Here is a 15,007-nt window from a genome sequence, read left to right on the forward strand (position 1 = left end):
CCGCTGCCAGATCGCTGCATGGAGAGTTATGAAGCCTCGTTTCAAGGTTTTGCAGTTACAACCGGACTACAACGTCAAGACCAATGATTTCGCCGACCTGGGTGAGCAGATCGTCAAATCGTTACCGGTTGAACGCTTCGAGGTGACATCGGGGTTTCTCAGTGGCCGCCCGTTACCGGGTCAGCCGCTGAGCGTGGCCGAGCACTCCCACTATTTCGAACTGCCGGAGAAGTCCCTCAAAGGCATCCGCTTTGGCGCCATGTGGCAGATCTACAAGTATTGCCGCGAGCAGAAGTTCGATGTGGTCATCTGTAACCGCTTCAAGTCGGTGAACATGATGCTGTCCCTCAACCGCTGGTTGAAGATTCCGCTGTGCATTGGCATCTCCCATGGATTTGGCGAGTACGCCCGTGGCTACCGTCGGCGTCAGACCCAGCGCTGGGTGAGCCCGGCGTGGCGTTTCGTTGGCGTGTCGGAGGCGGTGCAAGAGTACCTGGTGGCGCTCAATTGCGGGTTCACCCGTGAAAACACCACCTATGTCACCAACGCCATCGACATCCCGCAGGCAGAAGCCTTGCAGTTGCCTCGCGATGAAGCGCGCAAGGCCTTGGGCCTGCCGCTGGAGGCGCGGATGATTGGCGCCCTGGGTCGGCTGGTGCCGATCAAAGGCCACACGCATTTGCTGCAAGCGTTCGCCACGCTCAAGGACAAATACCCGCAGGCCCAGGTGGGGATCATCGGTTCCGGCCGTGCCGAAGCCGACCTGCGTGCCGACATCGAGCGCCTGGGCCTGACCGGCCGCGCGCATCTGTTGGGCTTTCGTGAAGACGGCATGAAGTACGTGCGCGGTTTCGATATCTGGACCATGCCGTCGCTGTTCGAAGGCCTGGGCCTGGCGCTGCTGGAAGGCATGAGCGGGCATTTGCCGGTGATTGCCTCCAACGGCCCAGCGATGCTGCCGCTGGTGCAGGGTGCGGGCGGTCTGTCCCACGATCCGGGCAACGTCGAGCAACTGGCCGCGGCGCTGGATACTTACCTGGCGCTGAGTGATGAGGAGCTGCATGCCAAGGGCGAGGAGGTGTTCCGTTACCTGGTCGCCAACCACACCCTGGATGAGTTCAAGCACAAGTACCTGACCCTGATTGAAACCGGTTTGCGTGAAGTAGGTAGAGCATGAATCAGTCACAACCGCTGGTCTCGGTGATCATCGCGTCCTACAACCATGGCCCGTACATCGAGCAGAGCATCCTCAGTGTGCTGGGGCAGACTTATGCCAACATCGAACTGCTGGTGGTCGACGATGGCTCCAAGGATGACAGCGTCGAGCGCATCCGGCGTTTGCAGGCCGAACATGGCTTTGATTTCCAGGTCCAGCAGAACCAGGGACTGACCAATACGCTCAACGGCGCGATTGCCCGGGCCAAAGGCACGCTGATTGCGCCGTTCGGTTCCGACGACATCATGTTGCCCGAGCGCATTGCGACCCAGGTCGCCTATATGGAAGGCAAACCCAAGGTCGGCATCTGCGCCGGCAACATCGAGTTGATCGATGGCGATGGTCAGCCCTATCCCGACAAGAAACAGCGCCGGGACCTGCCGTTTCGCAGCCTGGACTTCGATGACCTGTTCCTCGACCGCAAACCGTTCCCGCCGGCGCCGACCCTGTTGATCCGCCGCGATGCGCTGGAGCAGGTGGGGGGCTTCGATCCGCTGATTCCCCTGGAAGATTTGCTGATCGAGTTGAAGATCACCCACGCCGGTTACACCATCGACGTGTTGAACGTGGTCATGGCGCGCTATCGCCAGCACGCCACCAACACCTACAAAAACCACCGCTACATGATTCAGAACATCCTCAAGACGTATGGATTGTTCAGCGAACACCCGTCGTATGACGCGGTGCGCTACAACTTCCTGAACTCGATGTTCCTCAAGACCGCCGACCGCGACCGGCCGCTGGCGCGGGAGATCCTCAAGCAGATCCCGTTGAAGTTTTGGGGGCGCAAGACCCTGCGTGGGTTGCTGCGGTTGTACCTGGCGCCCCTCAGAAGCTGAGGCGGCGGGGCGGTGAAAAAAGGCGACTATCAGCGGTGATAGTCGCCTTTTTTATCAGGCGACCGGGCGAGCCAGGCCCTGTACTTGCTCGCGGATTTTTGCCGTGGCTTGCGGGCTGGCAACGCTGGCGTAACCCTTGACCAGTTGCTCGAAGTGCGTTTCGAACAGCCAGTTGCGGTCCTGCGGGTAGCGTTGCATATGGCGCAGGTTGCGCTTGCGCAAGGCGTTGCGTAGCGCCGACGGGAAGATGCGCAGGTCGGCGATATCGATCAGTGCGAACTCGCCGTCATCCATCAGCAGCACGTTGCCCAGGTGCAGCGAACGGAAGTACACGCCGCGCTCATGAAGCTGGGCCATGAATTGGCCGAAACGTTCGATCAGCGATTCGCGCAGGCCACTGTCCAGGCTCTGCAGGGCTTGGCGCAGGGTCAAGCCGGGCAGTGGCGAGTAGCTGACGGCGCTGCTGGTGTCGGGCAGACCATACACGCCGAGAATCTGCGGCGTGGGAATACCCAGGCTGCGTAATTGTTCGGCGTTGCTGGCAAACCGCTCGGAGTAAGGGTTGAAGCTGCCCGAGGTATACCAGTGGCGTGCGCGGAAGACCTTGAGGAAACTGCCGTCTTCCAGGCGCAGGACTTTCGGGCCCAGGCCGTCGGCTTCAATTACATGGGCGTTGTGGCACAGTTGATCGAAGGCCTCGGCCTTGAGGGTTTGCACCGGCATGCGCAGCAGGCTGTGGCGGCGTTGGGCGATGCTCAGGCCGGCGATGATCGCCAAAGGAATCCACAGCAGGAACCAGTGCTCCTTGGGCCGCGACAGGATGCCGCCGCCCTCGGTCAGGCCGGCGCCGATGCCGTAGGCCAGCAGGGATGAGGCGAGGATGAACAGCGGTTGCGCCCGTTCTTTGAGGCTTTTGTACAGGCCCCAGCCGAGCATGAAGGCCCAAGGGATGAAGCCGATGATGCCGACGTAATACAGGACGCCCAGGGCAAAACTGTGGGGTTCGCGCAGTTGGTACTCGTCGACCTGAGCCAGGGTCAGGTACAGCTCGGAGTCGTAGCTGTGGCCGATCCACGGATGGTCGGCGATGCGCTGCAGCGTCATGCTCCACAGTTCGAAGCGGAACGAGCTGCCACGGTTGGTGATCAGTTCAGGGTAAAACAGCAAGAGCGCGGCGGCGCCCAGGACCAGGCCCGCGATCATCAAGGCTGAGCGGCGGTTACGGCTGACAAAACTCATCCACAGGACAGCCAGGGTCAGTGCCACCAGCGGCGTGCGGGAACCGGTGGCCAGGACCGCGGCGGTCATGATGGCCAGGGCCGGTACGCTGAACCACAACACCGGCAAGCGCTGGCTGGTCATGCAGACATACAACCAGTAGACGGCAAAAAAACCGAACACGTGGGAGCTGAGCAGCGGATTGTCGAGAGCACCGCGGCCGCCGATCATGCGCGTTTCCACGCCTGGCTCTAACCCTTTGGCGAAAGCCACCAGGTTGCACAGGCACACCACCAGCGCAATCACCGCCGCACTGAAGAAAATCGGCTTGAACAGTTCGTTGCGGTAATGCAGCAACAGCCCGCAGCCGCCAAACAGCATGAAGGTGTGTAGCGGTTGCTTGAACAGGTAGATGTCGGGATGAAGCTCCGGACTCCAAAGCAGGCTGGCCATGGCCCAGGCGGAGAAGGCCAGGAAGGCGATGGCCAGCGGCTCACGCAGCAATTCCCTGAATTCCCTGGGGCGCAGGCACAGCAGCAGCAACGTCGGCGCGCTGAACAGGGCGTAGTAGAGCTTGTGCAGCACATTGCGATTGGTGACGAAGAACAGCGAACTCAGCAAGAGCAACAAGCCGATGGGTAAAATCCATAGGACCAGGAAGTCGAAGACGCGATTTGAACCATAGGTAAGGCGCTTGCACTGCATACGGTAAAAGCCATTTCAGAAAGGGAAAGCCGACCATCTTAGAGTAGTGGCTATATAATGTCGCCGGTCGGATTCAACCGGCCCGTGGGTCATAGCGGGTGCAAGTACAACAGAGAAGCTGTGCTAAAGTCAGCCTCCTTTTTCAAAACGCCGCGTGATATGACCGACTCCAGTCCGAGCGCAAGCCCTTCGAGCTTGAAAATATACTTCCGCCTGCTCAGCTACGTCAGGCCCTACGCGGGCTTGTTCGCGCTGAGTATCGTCGGATTTCTGATTTTCGCGTCGACCCAGCCGATGCTGGGTTACATCCTCAAGTACTTTGTCGACGGCCTTTCGAACCCGCAAGCCGTGCTGTTCCCCAGTGTGCCGCTCCTGCGGGACCTGCAATTGCTGCAGGCCGTGCCGCTGCTGATCATCCTGATTGCCGCCTGGCAGGGTCTGGGTTCGTTTCTTGGTAATTACCTGCTGGCCAAGGTTTCCCTGGGTCTGGTCCACGACCTGCGGGTGCAGTTGTTCAACAACCTGCTGACGTTGCCCAATCGCTACTTCGACAATCACAACTCCGGGCACCTGATTTCCCGCATCACCTTCAACGTGACCATGGTCACGGGGGCGGCGACCGATGCGATCAAGGTGGTGATTCGCGAAGGCATGACAGTGCTCTTCCTGTTCGCTTCGCTGCTGTTCATGAACTGGCGCCTGACGCTGGTGATGATCGCCATCCTGCCGTTGATTGCGGTGATGGTCAGCACGGCCAGCAAGAAATTCCGCAAACAGAGCAAGAAGATCCAGGTGGCCATGGGCGACGTGACGCACGTGGCCTCCGAAACCATCCAGGGCTACCGCGTAGTGCGCAGCTTCGGCGGCGAGGTCTACGAGGAAAAACGCTTCCTCAAGGCCAGCCTGGGCAACACCAACAAGCAACTGCGCATGACCCGCACCGGGGCGATCTACACCCCGGCGTTGCAACTGGTGATCTACACCGCGATGGCGGTGCTGATGTTCCTGGTGCTTTACCTGCGCGGCGATGCATCGGCCGGCGACATGGTGGCCTACATCACCTTGGCCGGTCTGCTGCCCAAGCCGATCCGCCAACTGTCGGAAGTCAGCTCGACCATCCAGAAGGGTGTGGCGGGCGCCGAAAGCATTTTCGAGCAACTGGACGAAGAGCCTGAAGTCGACAACGGCACAATCGAACGCGACAAGGTCAGCGGCCGCCTGGAAGTGCGTAACCTCAACTTCACCTACCCTGGCACCGAACGCCATGTGCTCAAGGACATCAGCTTTACCGCCGAGCCTGGGCATATGATCGCTCTGGTGGGGCGCTCGGGCAGCGGCAAGTCGACCCTGGCCAGCCTGATCCCGCGTTTCTACCACCATGAAAGCGGTGAAATCCTGCTCGATGGTGTCGAGATCGAAGACTACAAACTGCTCAACCTGCGCAAGCACATCGCCCAGGTGACCCAGCACGTGACCCTGTTCAGCGACACCGTGACCAACAACATCGCCTACGGCGATTTGGCTGGCGCACCACGGGCCGACGTCGAAGCTGCCGCGATGGATGCCAACGCCAAGGACTTCATCGACCAGTTGCCTAAAGGTTTCGACACCCAGGTCGGCGAAAACGGCGTGCTGCTGTCCGGCGGTCAACGCCAGCGCCTGGCCATTGCCCGCGCCCTGCTCAAGAATGCGCCGCTGCTGATACTCGACGAGGCCACCTCGGCCCTCGATACCGAGTCCGAGCGCCACATTCAGGCGGCGCTGGACAAGGTCATGCAAGGCCGCACGACCCTGGTGATTGCGCACCGCCTGTCCACCATCGAGAAGGCTGACCTGATCCTGGTGATGGACGACGGGCGTATTGTCGAGCGTGGCACTCACAGCCAATTGCTCGCCCAGAACGGCTATTACGCCCGCCTGCATGCCATGGGCCTGGATGCGCCGGTGTCGGCGGATATCACCTGACACCGTGGGTGAGGCGGGCAATCTGCCTCACCCACGTTCCTGCAACATCTTCTGTCACACCCCCACAAGCCTCCTGTAACCCTGTGCTAATATCGCGCCCCTGTTCATTTTGTATGTGGGTTGCTCCATGAAGTTGTCCATGCCGCGATTCGATCAAGCCCCTGTCTTGGTGGTCGGCGATGTCATGCTCGACCGTTACTGGCATGGCGGAACCTCACGGATTTCCCCTGAGGCGCCGGTACCGGTAGTCAAGGTCGAGCAAATCGAAGACCGTCCAGGTGGCGCTGCCAACGTTGCCCTCAATATTGCCGCCCTCGGCGCCCCAGCCTCCCTGGTGGGCGTGACCGGCGACGACGAAGCCGCCGACAGCCTGGCCAACAGCCTGCGCGGTGCCGGCGTGCGCGCGTTGTTCCAGCGCATTGCCCATCAGCCGACCATCGTCAAGCTGCGGGTCATGAGCCGTCACCAGCAATTGCTGCGTATCGATTTCGAAGAACCCTTCGCCACCGACGCCCTGGCCCTCAGTGCGCAGGTCGATGAGTTGCTCGAAGGCATCAAGGTGCTGGTGTTGTCCGACTACGGCAAAGGCGCCCTGAAGAACCACCAGATGCTGATCCAGGCCGCCAAGGCCCGCAACATCCCGGTGTTGGCCGATCCCAAGGGCAAGGACTTCTCGATCTATCGCGGCGCCAGCCTGATCACGCCGAACCTCAGCGAGTTCGAAGCCATCGTCGGCGGTTGCGCCGATGAGCACGAACTGGTGAGCAAGGGGGCAGCGCTGATGGCCGAACTGGACCTGGGCGCCTTGCTGGTGACCCGCGGTGAGCACGGCATGACCTTGCTGCGCCCGGGCTACTCGGCGATGCACCTGCCGGCGCGTGCGCGTGAAGTGTTCGACGTCACTGGCGCCGGCGATACCGTGATTTCCACCCTGGCTGCGTCCATCGCGGCCGGCGAGGAATTGCCCCACGCGGTTGCCCTGGCCAACCTGGCGGCGGGTATCGTGGTCGGCAAGCTCGGCACCGCCGCGATCAGCGCGCCGGAGTTGCGCCGTGCGATCCAGCGTTCCGAAGGCTCGGAGCGCGGCGTGTTGAGTCTCGAGCAATTGCTGCTGGCGATTGACGACGCGCGCGCCCACAACGAAAGCATTGTGTTCACCAACGGCTGCTTCGACATTTTGCATGCCGGTCATGTGACGTACCTGGAGCAGGCGCGTGCCCAAGGCGATCGCCTGATCGTCGCGGTCAATGACGATGCGTCGGTCAGCCGCCTGAAAGGACCGGGTCGTCCGATCAACAGTGTCGATCGGCGCATGGCAGTCCTGGCTGGCCTGGGCGCGGTGGACTGGGTGATCAGCTTCCCCGAAGCGACCCCGGAAAACCTGCTGGCCCAGGTCAAGCCCGACGTGCTGGTCAAGGGCGGCGACTATTCCGTCGACCAGGTGGTTGGGGCCGACATCGTCAGCGCCTACGGCGGCAAGGTTAAAGTGCTGGGGTTGGTTGAAAACAGCTCGACCACCGCGATTGTAGAAAAAATCCGCAACCGCGAATAAGGCTCACGGCAGTAGGAGCGGGCGTGCTCGCTCCTACGGTCTGGCCTTCTTCGGCACGATCTTACGCAACATCTGCCGCGCCTTGCCGGTCAGGCGCTTGAGTTTCGACTCTTTCTCCGGGGCTGCCAGGCCCTGCTGCCTGAGCCAATCCTTCCAACGAATCCGCTCGTCGCGCACCACCCAGCCGTCCTGCTGGGCGAAGCTCTCCGCCAGGTACAAACCCCGCGTGCTGGCCGGGTAGAGCTGATCTTTCTTGACGGTATACAGCTCGGCGAGGGGTTGGCCGTCCTTCAATGGCATCAGGTACAGGTCCGGGCGCTGGCGGTCCAGGCGCGCGACCAGTTGATCGCCTTCGAGTCGCTCATCCACATGGAACAGGCTCAGGGACTTGGCTTCCTTGGGCACTTCCAGGCGCAAGTCATAAATCAACTGCAGCGACGCTGTGGGCAAGTGGACGTAGGCCCGTGGACGCTCGATCAGTTGCGTGGTCGCGCAGCGCACCGGGCGGGCTGCACCGGACAAGGGGCTCAAGCGAAACGGCAGGGCTTCGCGGTAATGCAGCGCGGTGGAGTAGGGCGCCGGTAGCCAGGTGTCGTTGAAGCGCCCGCTGAGCCAGCCTTCGGGCGTCTCCAGCAGGCACTCTTCGGCAATTTCCTGGATGGCGGTGTGCAGCGGCAGGTTCAGCTCATGGGCGGGGACGTAGCCGGAAATCAGCTTGAGCACCACGTCGCCACGGTCCTGGCGGCGTTGGCGTACCAGCACCCAGTAATCCTTGTTTTGCCAATGCAGGGTCAGGCGTACCGACACGCCGAGGTTGGCCAGTTCGAGGGCGAAACGCTCAGGGTCTGCCACGTCTACCGGCTTGCGCCGTTGCAGGGTCTGGGCAAAGTTGAGCGGCATGCCCACGCTCTGGTAGCTCAGGCCTTCGGGGGTGGCTTCGACGTGCAGCGGCAGAGTCTTGAAGTTGCTGGGGTTTTTTCTTATGAGCGTTCGCGACATGTCGGCTCCTTCTTACGTCGGGGCGGCCGCGTCGGCGGCATCATAGTTGACGAATGACCTGGGCAGCGGTCGCCACGTTGTGAGCCAGGTGTAGCGGATTAATGGTCCCGACAATAGCACTGGCGACGCCCGTTTGCGCAAACAACAACATGAAACTGGCACGTATGGGGTCCATTCCCGGCTCCAGGCACACATGGCCGCTGGCGAGGGCTTTTTTTACCAGGATGCCTTTGCCATGGGCGGCCGCATAATCAATGACGGCTTTCTCGGCCTGTTCGTTCAAATTGTAGGTGACCATCGCGCAATCACCCTGTTCCAGAGCCTTCACGCCGCCTTCGACGGTTTTGCCGGAGAAGCCGAAACCGCGAATTTTGCCCTCTTGTTTCAAGTCCGCGAGGCTCTGGTACACCTCGCAGTCGTTGAGGATGTGCAGGTCGTTGCCGTCGGAATGCACCAGCACCAGGTCGATGAAGTCGGTTTCCAAGCGTTTCAAGCTGCGTTCGATCGACAGCCGGGTATGCGCCGCGCTGAAGTCGTGACGGGACACGCCATTGTCGAACTCTTCGCCGACCTTGCTGACAATCACCCACTCGTTGCGCTGGCCACGCAACAGCGGCCCCAGGCGTTCTTCACTACGGCCGTAGGCCGGCGCGGTATCGATCAGGTTGATGCCCAACTGACGGGCCTGGCGCAGTAGCAGGCGCGCTTCGTCATCATCGGGAATCTGGAAACCGCTGGGGTATTTCACCCCCTGGTCGCGACCGAGCTTGACGGTGCCCAGGCCCAGCGGCGACACCAGCAGGCCAGTACTGCCCAGCGGGCGGTGCAGGTCGTGCAGGGTGGGCAGGCTCATGGCAACAGTTGCTCCCAGGCCGGTTGGCCGATGGCCGGTTTGGGCAGCTCGGGCAGCGCAGTGGCAGGGCCGGGTTGGATGCCGTCGCGTTCGAGGGCGTGGATCACCCGGTCGGCGAAGTCTGGCGCCAGGGCCAGTTTGGTCGGCCAGCCTACGAGCAGACGGCCCTGTTCGGCGAGGAAGGCGTTGTCGGGGCGCGTCAGGCCCGACTGCAGCGGCTCGGCACGGTCGACGCGCAGGGTGGCCCACTCGGTGTGGCTCATGTCGATCCACGGCAGCAGATGTGCCAGCTCTTTCTGGGCGGTGGCGATTTGCTCTTCAGGCGTGCGCGCTACACCTTCGGCCTCGGCGATATCGCCGCCCATGTACCACACCCAGTTGCCATCGGCGGCCGGGTGCGTGGTCACGGTGATGCGCGGTTTGGTGCCGCCGCCCAGGCAGTGGGCGTACAGGGGCTTCAGGCCGGGACCCTTGGCGATGATCATGTGCAGCGGGCGTATTTGCATGGCCGGCTGGCTCAGGCCCAGGACGGCGAGCAGGTCGGCCGTGCCGCCGCCGGCGCTCAAGATGATGCGCTGGGCGCGGATCTCGCGACCGTCGACTTTCAAGCCGACCAGTGTGTCGTTTTCCCGCAGCGGTTCGATGTGCTGCGCGGCGAGCAAACCGTCGCCGGCCAGCTGCGCCAGGCGTTCGATCAGGCTGGGTACATCGATGACCAATTCCGCCAGGCGATAGACCTTGCCCTTGAAACGACGGTCTTGCAGGGCCAGCGGCAGGTCGTCGCCTTTGACCTGATCGACACGGCCGCGCACGGCCTTGCTGGCGAAAAAGCTGGTGAGATTGCCCGCGAGTGTGCCGGGGGACCACAGGTAATGGGCTTCGGAGAGCAGGCGCACGCCGGTCAGGTCCAGCTCGCCGTTACCGGCCATGGCCTCGCGCCAGCGCCGCGGCATATCGGCAATCGCTTCTGAGGCCCCGGTGAGGGCGCCGTGCAGCGCGTATTTCGCACCGCCGTGAATGATGCCCTGGGACTTCACGCTTTGCCCGCCACCCAGGGTGGCGTTTTCCACCAGCACCGTGGAAAACCCCTGGCGGCGCAGGCGTGCATTCAGCCAGAGGCCGGCAACTCCGGCGCCGACAATCAGAACGTCGGTGGAAATAACGGATGGCATGGGCAACCTCAGTGTTCAAATCAAGGTGCCAAGTATACAGACTCAACGGATCGATCTTTGCCCGGGATCAATATTAGGAGGGCTGTCAGTGCCCGGCGGTTTTCGAAAACAACTGAATCACCACCACGCCCAGCACGATCAATCCCATCCCGAGCATCGCCGGCAGATCGAGCTTTTGCCCATAGATAAACAGCGCCGCAATGCTGACCATCACAATGCCCATCCCGGCCCAAACTGCGTAGGCCACACCCACCGGCACGGTGCGCACCACCAGGGTCAGCATCCAGAACGCCACGCCGTAGCCGACGATCACCAGCAGCAGCGGGATCGGTGTGCTCAAGCCCTTGATGGCTTTCATGGAAACGGTGGCGATCACTTCCGAGCAGATGGCGATGGCGAGGTAATAGTAGGCGGGGGTCATGGGGGCAGTCCTCGGTGTAGAGCGCGCTGGATAAGGTCGGCATTTTAGCGCGTCGCCAGATGGGGTAAAGTCATTACCTATCCGAATTAAAGATGGGTTACGCCATGAGTGTGCAGTGGAACCTGGAGCAGATGCGCCTGTTCGTCAGCGTCGCCGAGCAGCGCTCGTTTTCGGCAGTGGCGCGTCAGCAGCGCAAGGCCCAGTCGGCGGTCAGCAACGGCATCGCCTGGCTGGAAGCGGACCTGGGCGTCAGCCTGTTCGAGCGTAGCAGTGGCCGTCAGCCCCGCTTGACCGAGGCCGGTACGGTACTGCTCGAAGAGGCCAGGGAAGTGCTGCGCCAATGCGAACGCCTCAATGGCCGCGCGATGTCGTTGGTGCGCGGCGAAGAAGCCTGCCTGCGCCTGGCCCAGGATGAGGCGATGCTTTATCAGCCGGTCCTCGATAGCCTTGACGCCCTGGCCGGTCGATTTCCCAACCTTGAAGTGCAGCTTTCCAGCGCGGCCCAAGGCGATGTCGCACGCAAGCTGGTGGAGCGCAGGGCCGATCTGGGCATGTTGTTCTATCACGATCAAATCCCCGAAGCGCTGGAGCGTCGGGTCGTCGGCAGTGTGGAAATGGTCACGGTGTGCGGGCGCAACCATCCGCTGGCGGCGCAGAAAACCGTGGACTGCCAGGGCTTGGCGCAATATCGCCAGTTGCTGATGTCGACCCAGACCAGCGTCTACCCCGGCAGCGAGGCTGCCAGCCCGCAGGTGTGGCGCGCCGATAGCTTCTACGTGCTGGCCGAATGGCTTATCCGTGGCCTGGGTTGGGCCTGGTTGCCCCGGCATGTCGTGCAATACCCGGCCTATCAGAACCAGATGGTCGAACTCGACAGCGAATGGACCCCGCCGGCCCTGGTTGTCGAGCTGGTGTGGCGCCGCGATGAACCCTTGGGGCCAGCCGCGCGCTTTCTTGCCGAGCGTTTTGCTGAGTGCTTGCAGGCGATCGACTGAAAAAGCCGATAAACTCCGCCGCCATGAATAGAACTCTCTACAGCTGTCTGTTTTACCTGGCGCTGCCGTTGGTGGCTTTACGTCTGTGGCTGCGTGCGCGCAAGGCGCCAGCCTATGCCAAACGCGTGGGCGAGCGGTTTTCCTACGGCTTGCCGCTGATGCAGCCGGGCGGGATCTGGGTGCATGCCGTGTCGGTGGGCGAAAGCATCGCCGCCGCGCCGATGATCCGTGCCCTGCTGGCGCGTTATCCACAGCTGCCGATGACCGTCACGTGCATGACGCCGACCGGCTCCGAGCGTATCCAGGCGTTGTTCGCGAATGAGCCGCGCGTCCAGCATTGCTACTTGCCCTATGACGTGCCCTGCGCGGCCAAGCGTTTTCTCGACCGTGTACAGCCGAAACTGGCCGTGATCATGGAGACCGAACTGTGGCCCAACCATATCCACGCCTGCGCCCAACGCGGGATTCCGGTGGCGCTGGCCAATGCGCGGTTGTCGGCACGTTCGGCCAAGGGCTATGCACGTTTCGCCAAACTGACGGGGCCGATGCTGGCAGAAATGAGCCTGTTTGCCGTGCAGACCGAGACCGAGGCCGAGCGTTTTCGCAGCCTGGGCGCGCGGCCGGACACGGTGCAAGTGACCGGCTCGATCAAGTTCGACCTGACCATCGACCCCGAGCTACTGGCGCGCGCGGCCGCGTTGCGCGAGCAGTGGGGTGCCAGCGAGCGCCCGGTGTGGATCGCCGCCAGCACCCACGAGGGCGAAGATGCGGTGGTGCTGGCGGCCCATCGCCGACTGCTCGCCAGCTACCCCAATGCGCTGCTGATTCTGGTGCCGCGCCATCAGGAACGCTTCGGCCCGATGTTTGAGTTGAGCACGCAACAGGGTTTTGCCACGGTACGCCGCTCCACCGGAGAACCCGTCACCACGCACACTTCGGTGCTGCTCGGCGACACCATGGGCGAGTTGCTGTTTCTGTATGCCTTGGCCGACAGCGCGTTCGTGGGTGGCAGCCTGGTGGCGACCGGCGGGCATAACCCGCTGGAACCGGCGGCGTTGGGCAAGCCGGTGATCATGGGGCCGCACCGGTTCAACTTCCTCGAAATCAGCGCGATGCTGCGCGACGCCGGGGCCTTGTGTGAGGTGGATGACGCCGAAGGCTTGGCCGAGGCCGTGCGCCAGCTGTTCGAGCTGCCGCAGGATGCCCAGCGGATGGCGCAGGCGGGGCTCAAGGTGATGCAAGCCAACCAGGGCGCGCTAACCCGTTTACTGGATGGCCTGGATAGGCTGATAACGCACTAAATGTGGGAGGGGGCTTGCCCCCTCTCACATTAGTAGCCAGGTCGGGCCTTCAACTGCTCGGAGGCGGCCTTGGCCAGGTCCGGCGGCAGGAAGTCGCGGTCCGGGTTGTAGTCGGCCTTGAGATAGCGCTCCAGGTCCTGCAGATCTCCTGGGTTCAACGTGCCCGCTGCCTGCTTCAAGCGCAGGTTGTCGAGGATGTAGTCGTAGCGGCTGTTGTTGTAGTTGCGCACCGACGCATAGAGCTGGCGCTGGGCGTCGAGCACGTCGACGATATTGCGCGTCCCCACCTGATAACCGATTTCCGTGGCTTCCACCGCGCTCTGGTTGGAGATGATCGACTGGCGGCGTGCCTGGACCTGCTCCACGTCGGTGTTGACCGCACGGTGCAGGTTGCGCGTGTTTTCCACCACCTGGCGGCGCAGGCCTTCGCGTTGCTGCTCGGTCTGGCCCAGGCGCGAATACGATTCGCGCACTTGCGAGCTGGTCAGGCCACCGCTGTACAGCGGGATATTCAGGCGCAGGCCAATGGTGCGTTGCGAGACATCGCCGCCATAAGGCGTGCCGAAGGCATTCGGGTTGCTGAAGCCGAGCGCGTCGTTATCGCCCTTTTCATACTGCGCCACGGCGTCCAGAGTCGGCGCATGCCCGGCCTTGCGCTGCTTGAGGGTTTCCTCGGCCGCGGTGACCGCGTAGTTGCTGGCGAGCAGGTTCAGGTTCTGGCGGCCGGCGGTTTCGACCCAGGCCTTGGCGTCGTTCGGCAGCGGTGCCAGCACCGGCAGTGTATGCACAATGCCCTGGATCGAGTTGTATTGGCGGTTGGTCAGCGTGATCAGCGCTTCGAAGGCGTCATCCACCTGGCGTTGCGCGACGATCCGGTTGGCTCGCGCGGTGTCGTAGCTGGCCTGGGATTGCAGCACGTCGGTCTTGTCCGACAGGCCCACGTCGAAGCGCTCGTTGGACTGGTCGAGCTGGCGCTTGAATGCGTTTTCTTCGGCCTTGGTGGAGGCCAGGTTGTCCTGGGCACGCAGCACGGCGAAGTAGTTCTCGGCGCTTTGCAGGATCAGGTTCTGTTCGGTGGCCGAGAGTTGCAGCGCAGCCTGTTCGTTGACAGCTTCGGCGGCTTGCAACTGGAACCAGCGATCGGCGCGGAACAAGGGTTGGCTCAAGGTCGCGCGCCAGGAATGCGCATCGCGGTTGGCGGTGGCGGCCGGGGTGTCGATCTGGGTGCGCGAATTGTTGATATCGGCACCGGCCGACAGGTTGGGCAGCAAGCCTGCGCGGGCCTGGGGCACCACTTCTTTTTGCGCGTCGTATTGGGCGCGGGCGGCGGCCAGGTCGGCGTTGTTATTCGCCGCTTCCTGGTAAACGCTGACCAGGTCGGTTCTGGCGGACAAGGGCGCTTCAGCTGCCCAGACCATTCCGTTGGTCGCACAAGACACGGCAAGAGCCAGTGAAAGTTTGCGCAGCATGAATTGATCCCTAGTTTTAATATTACGATGATAATTTAACGCCCAAGGCTACGGTTGGCCATTCCTGGCGTCAAGCGTCGGGGCAGTCCCCGAGTGTAGTGGCGGTTACACGGCACAACAATCCTGCAATTGCGCCATTCATCACGCTGTTTGCTCCGTTATTGGCAATTTGCCCCCACCCTGGTCTAGACTGGCCGCGTTCTTGTCGGGGTGCCTTGTTGGAAGGCTGAGATCGGTAAATACCGGATCCCGTTGAACCTGATCAGGTTAGCGCCTGCGTAGGGAACAAGATTTCTCGTCAC

12 protein-coding genes and 1 riboswitch are annotated in these 15,007 nt (G+C 62.3%); of the genes, 6 read left to right on the forward strand and 6 right to left on the reverse strand.

Annotated features, from left to right (window positions below; genetic code table 11):
- Positions 1–28 precede the first annotated feature (28 nt).
- Together J2Y83_RS01785 and J2Y83_RS01790 are read left to right on the forward strand one after the other, a co-directional pair.
- A complete protein-coding gene (locus J2Y83_RS01785) occupies positions 29–1,177 on the forward strand; it encodes a glycosyltransferase family 4 protein (RefSeq protein ID WP_253393022.1) in 1,149 nt (382 codons plus the stop codon).
- Positions 1,174–2,055, forward strand: coding sequence for a glycosyltransferase (locus J2Y83_RS01790; protein WP_253393024.1), 882 nt, complete (start codon positions 1,174–1,176; stop codon positions 2,053–2,055). The genes J2Y83_RS01785 and J2Y83_RS01790 overlap by 4 nt, the downstream gene beginning before the upstream one ends.
- Positions 2,056–2,109: 54 nt before the next feature.
- Here J2Y83_RS01790 and J2Y83_RS01795 read toward each other — a convergent pair whose 3' ends face one another.
- On the reverse strand, positions 2,110–3,978 hold the full coding sequence (locus J2Y83_RS01795; RefSeq protein WP_253393026.1) for an O-antigen ligase family protein: 1,869 nt from the start codon (positions 3,976–3,978) through the stop codon (positions 2,110–2,112).
- A 159-nt stretch (positions 3,979–4,137) separates the two neighbouring features.
- On the opposite strand from J2Y83_RS01795, the gene msbA reads away from it, so the two are divergent.
- Both msbA and hldE read left to right on the forward strand, forming a co-directional pair.
- Positions 4,138–5,943: a lipid A export permease/ATP-binding protein MsbA gene (gene msbA, locus J2Y83_RS01800; RefSeq protein ID WP_247404346.1), complete on the forward strand. Its 1,806-nt coding sequence runs from the start codon at positions 4,138–4,140 to the stop codon at positions 5,941–5,943.
- Between the two features lie 127 nt (positions 5,944–6,070).
- Entirely contained in the window at positions 6,071–7,495 is a 1,425-nt protein-coding gene (hldE, locus tag J2Y83_RS01805; RefSeq protein WP_253393028.1) for a bifunctional D-glycero-beta-D-manno-heptose-7-phosphate kinase/D-glycero-beta-D-manno-heptose 1-phosphate adenylyltransferase HldE, read from the forward strand.
- A 33-nt stretch (positions 7,496–7,528) separates the two neighbouring features.
- On the opposite strand, the gene J2Y83_RS01810 is transcribed toward hldE, so the two are convergent.
- From J2Y83_RS01810 to J2Y83_RS01825, 4 genes are all read right to left on the reverse strand, one after another.
- Complete coding sequence (locus tag J2Y83_RS01810; protein ID WP_253393030.1) at positions 7,529–8,494, reverse strand: metal ABC transporter ATPase; 966 nt, start codon at positions 8,492–8,494, stop codon at positions 7,529–7,531.
- Positions 8,495–8,534: 40 nt separating this feature from the next.
- A complete protein-coding gene (locus J2Y83_RS01815) occupies positions 8,535–9,347 on the reverse strand; it encodes an aldo/keto reductase (protein WP_253393031.1) in 813 nt (270 codons plus the stop codon).
- Positions 9,344–10,519 (reverse strand): NAD(P)/FAD-dependent oxidoreductase, encoded by a 1,176-nt coding sequence (locus tag J2Y83_RS01820; protein WP_253393033.1) that lies wholly within the window; start codon positions 10,517–10,519, stop codon positions 9,344–9,346. The genes J2Y83_RS01815 and J2Y83_RS01820 overlap by 4 nt, the downstream gene beginning before the upstream one ends.
- Before the next feature lie 85 nt (positions 10,520–10,604).
- On the reverse strand, positions 10,605–10,940 hold the full coding sequence (locus J2Y83_RS01825) for a DMT family transporter (RefSeq protein WP_247408357.1): 336 nt from the start codon (positions 10,938–10,940) through the stop codon (positions 10,605–10,607).
- Positions 10,941–11,044: 104 nt separating this feature from the next.
- Here J2Y83_RS01825 and J2Y83_RS01830 point away from each other — a divergent pair, with 104 nt between their 5' ends.
- Both J2Y83_RS01830 and waaA read left to right on the forward strand, forming a co-directional pair.
- Positions 11,045–11,935, forward strand: a complete 891-nt coding sequence (locus J2Y83_RS01830; protein WP_253393035.1) for a LysR family transcriptional regulator — start codon at positions 11,045–11,047, stop codon at positions 11,933–11,935.
- A gap of 23 nt (positions 11,936–11,958) precedes the next feature.
- A complete protein-coding gene (gene waaA / locus J2Y83_RS01835) occupies positions 11,959–13,236 on the forward strand; it encodes a lipid IV(A) 3-deoxy-D-manno-octulosonic acid transferase (RefSeq protein ID WP_253393037.1) in 1,278 nt (425 codons plus the stop codon).
- Positions 13,237–13,265: 29 nt separating this feature from the next.
- On the opposite strand, the gene J2Y83_RS01840 is transcribed toward waaA, so the two are convergent.
- Entirely contained in the window at positions 13,266–14,705 is a 1,440-nt protein-coding gene (locus J2Y83_RS01840) for a TolC family outer membrane protein (RefSeq protein WP_253393039.1), read from the reverse strand.
- 196 nt (positions 14,706–14,901) lie between these two features.
- Positions 14,902–15,007: riboswitch (TPP riboswitch) on the forward strand.

It is taken from the genome of Pseudomonas marginalis (assembly GCF_024169655.1).
GTDB classification, from domain to species: Bacteria; Pseudomonadota; Gammaproteobacteria; order Pseudomonadales; family Pseudomonadaceae; genus Aquipseudomonas; species Aquipseudomonas paraveronii.

Excerpts from the sequence above, each read along its gene's own strand:
- J2Y83_RS01785 (WP_253393022.1), top strand. The coding sequence starts at position 29 with ATGAAGCCTCGTTTCAAGGTTTTGCAGTTACAACCGGACTACAACGTC.
- J2Y83_RS01790 (WP_253393024.1), top strand. The coding sequence starts at position 1,174 with ATGAATCAGTCACAACCGCTGGTCTCGGTGATCATCGCGTCCTACAAC.
- J2Y83_RS01795 (WP_253393026.1), bottom strand. The coding sequence starts at position 3,978 with ATGCAGTGCAAGCGCCTTACCTATGGTTCAAATCGCGTCTTCGACTTC.
- msbA (WP_247404346.1), top strand. The coding sequence starts at position 4,138 with ATGACCGACTCCAGTCCGAGCGCAAGCCCTTCGAGCTTGAAAATATAC.
- hldE (WP_253393028.1), top strand. The coding sequence starts at position 6,071 with ATGAAGTTGTCCATGCCGCGATTCGATCAAGCCCCTGTCTTGGTGGTC.
- J2Y83_RS01810 (WP_253393030.1), bottom strand. The coding sequence starts at position 8,494 with ATGTCGCGAACGCTCATAAGAAAAAACCCCAGCAACTTCAAGACTCTG.
- J2Y83_RS01815 (WP_253393031.1), bottom strand. The coding sequence starts at position 9,347 with ATGAGCCTGCCCACCCTGCACGACCTGCACCGCCCGCTGGGCAGTACT.
- J2Y83_RS01820 (WP_253393033.1), bottom strand. The coding sequence starts at position 10,519 with ATGCCATCCGTTATTTCCACCGACGTTCTGATTGTCGGCGCCGGAGTT.
- J2Y83_RS01825 (WP_247408357.1), bottom strand. The coding sequence starts at position 10,940 with ATGACCCCCGCCTACTATTACCTCGCCATCGCCATCTGCTCGGAAGTG.
- J2Y83_RS01830 (WP_253393035.1), top strand. The coding sequence starts at position 11,045 with ATGAGTGTGCAGTGGAACCTGGAGCAGATGCGCCTGTTCGTCAGCGTC.
- waaA (WP_253393037.1), top strand. The coding sequence starts at position 11,959 with ATGAATAGAACTCTCTACAGCTGTCTGTTTTACCTGGCGCTGCCGTTG.
- J2Y83_RS01840 (WP_253393039.1), bottom strand. The coding sequence starts at position 14,705 with ATGCTGCGCAAACTTTCACTGGCTCTTGCCGTGTCTTGTGCGACCAAC.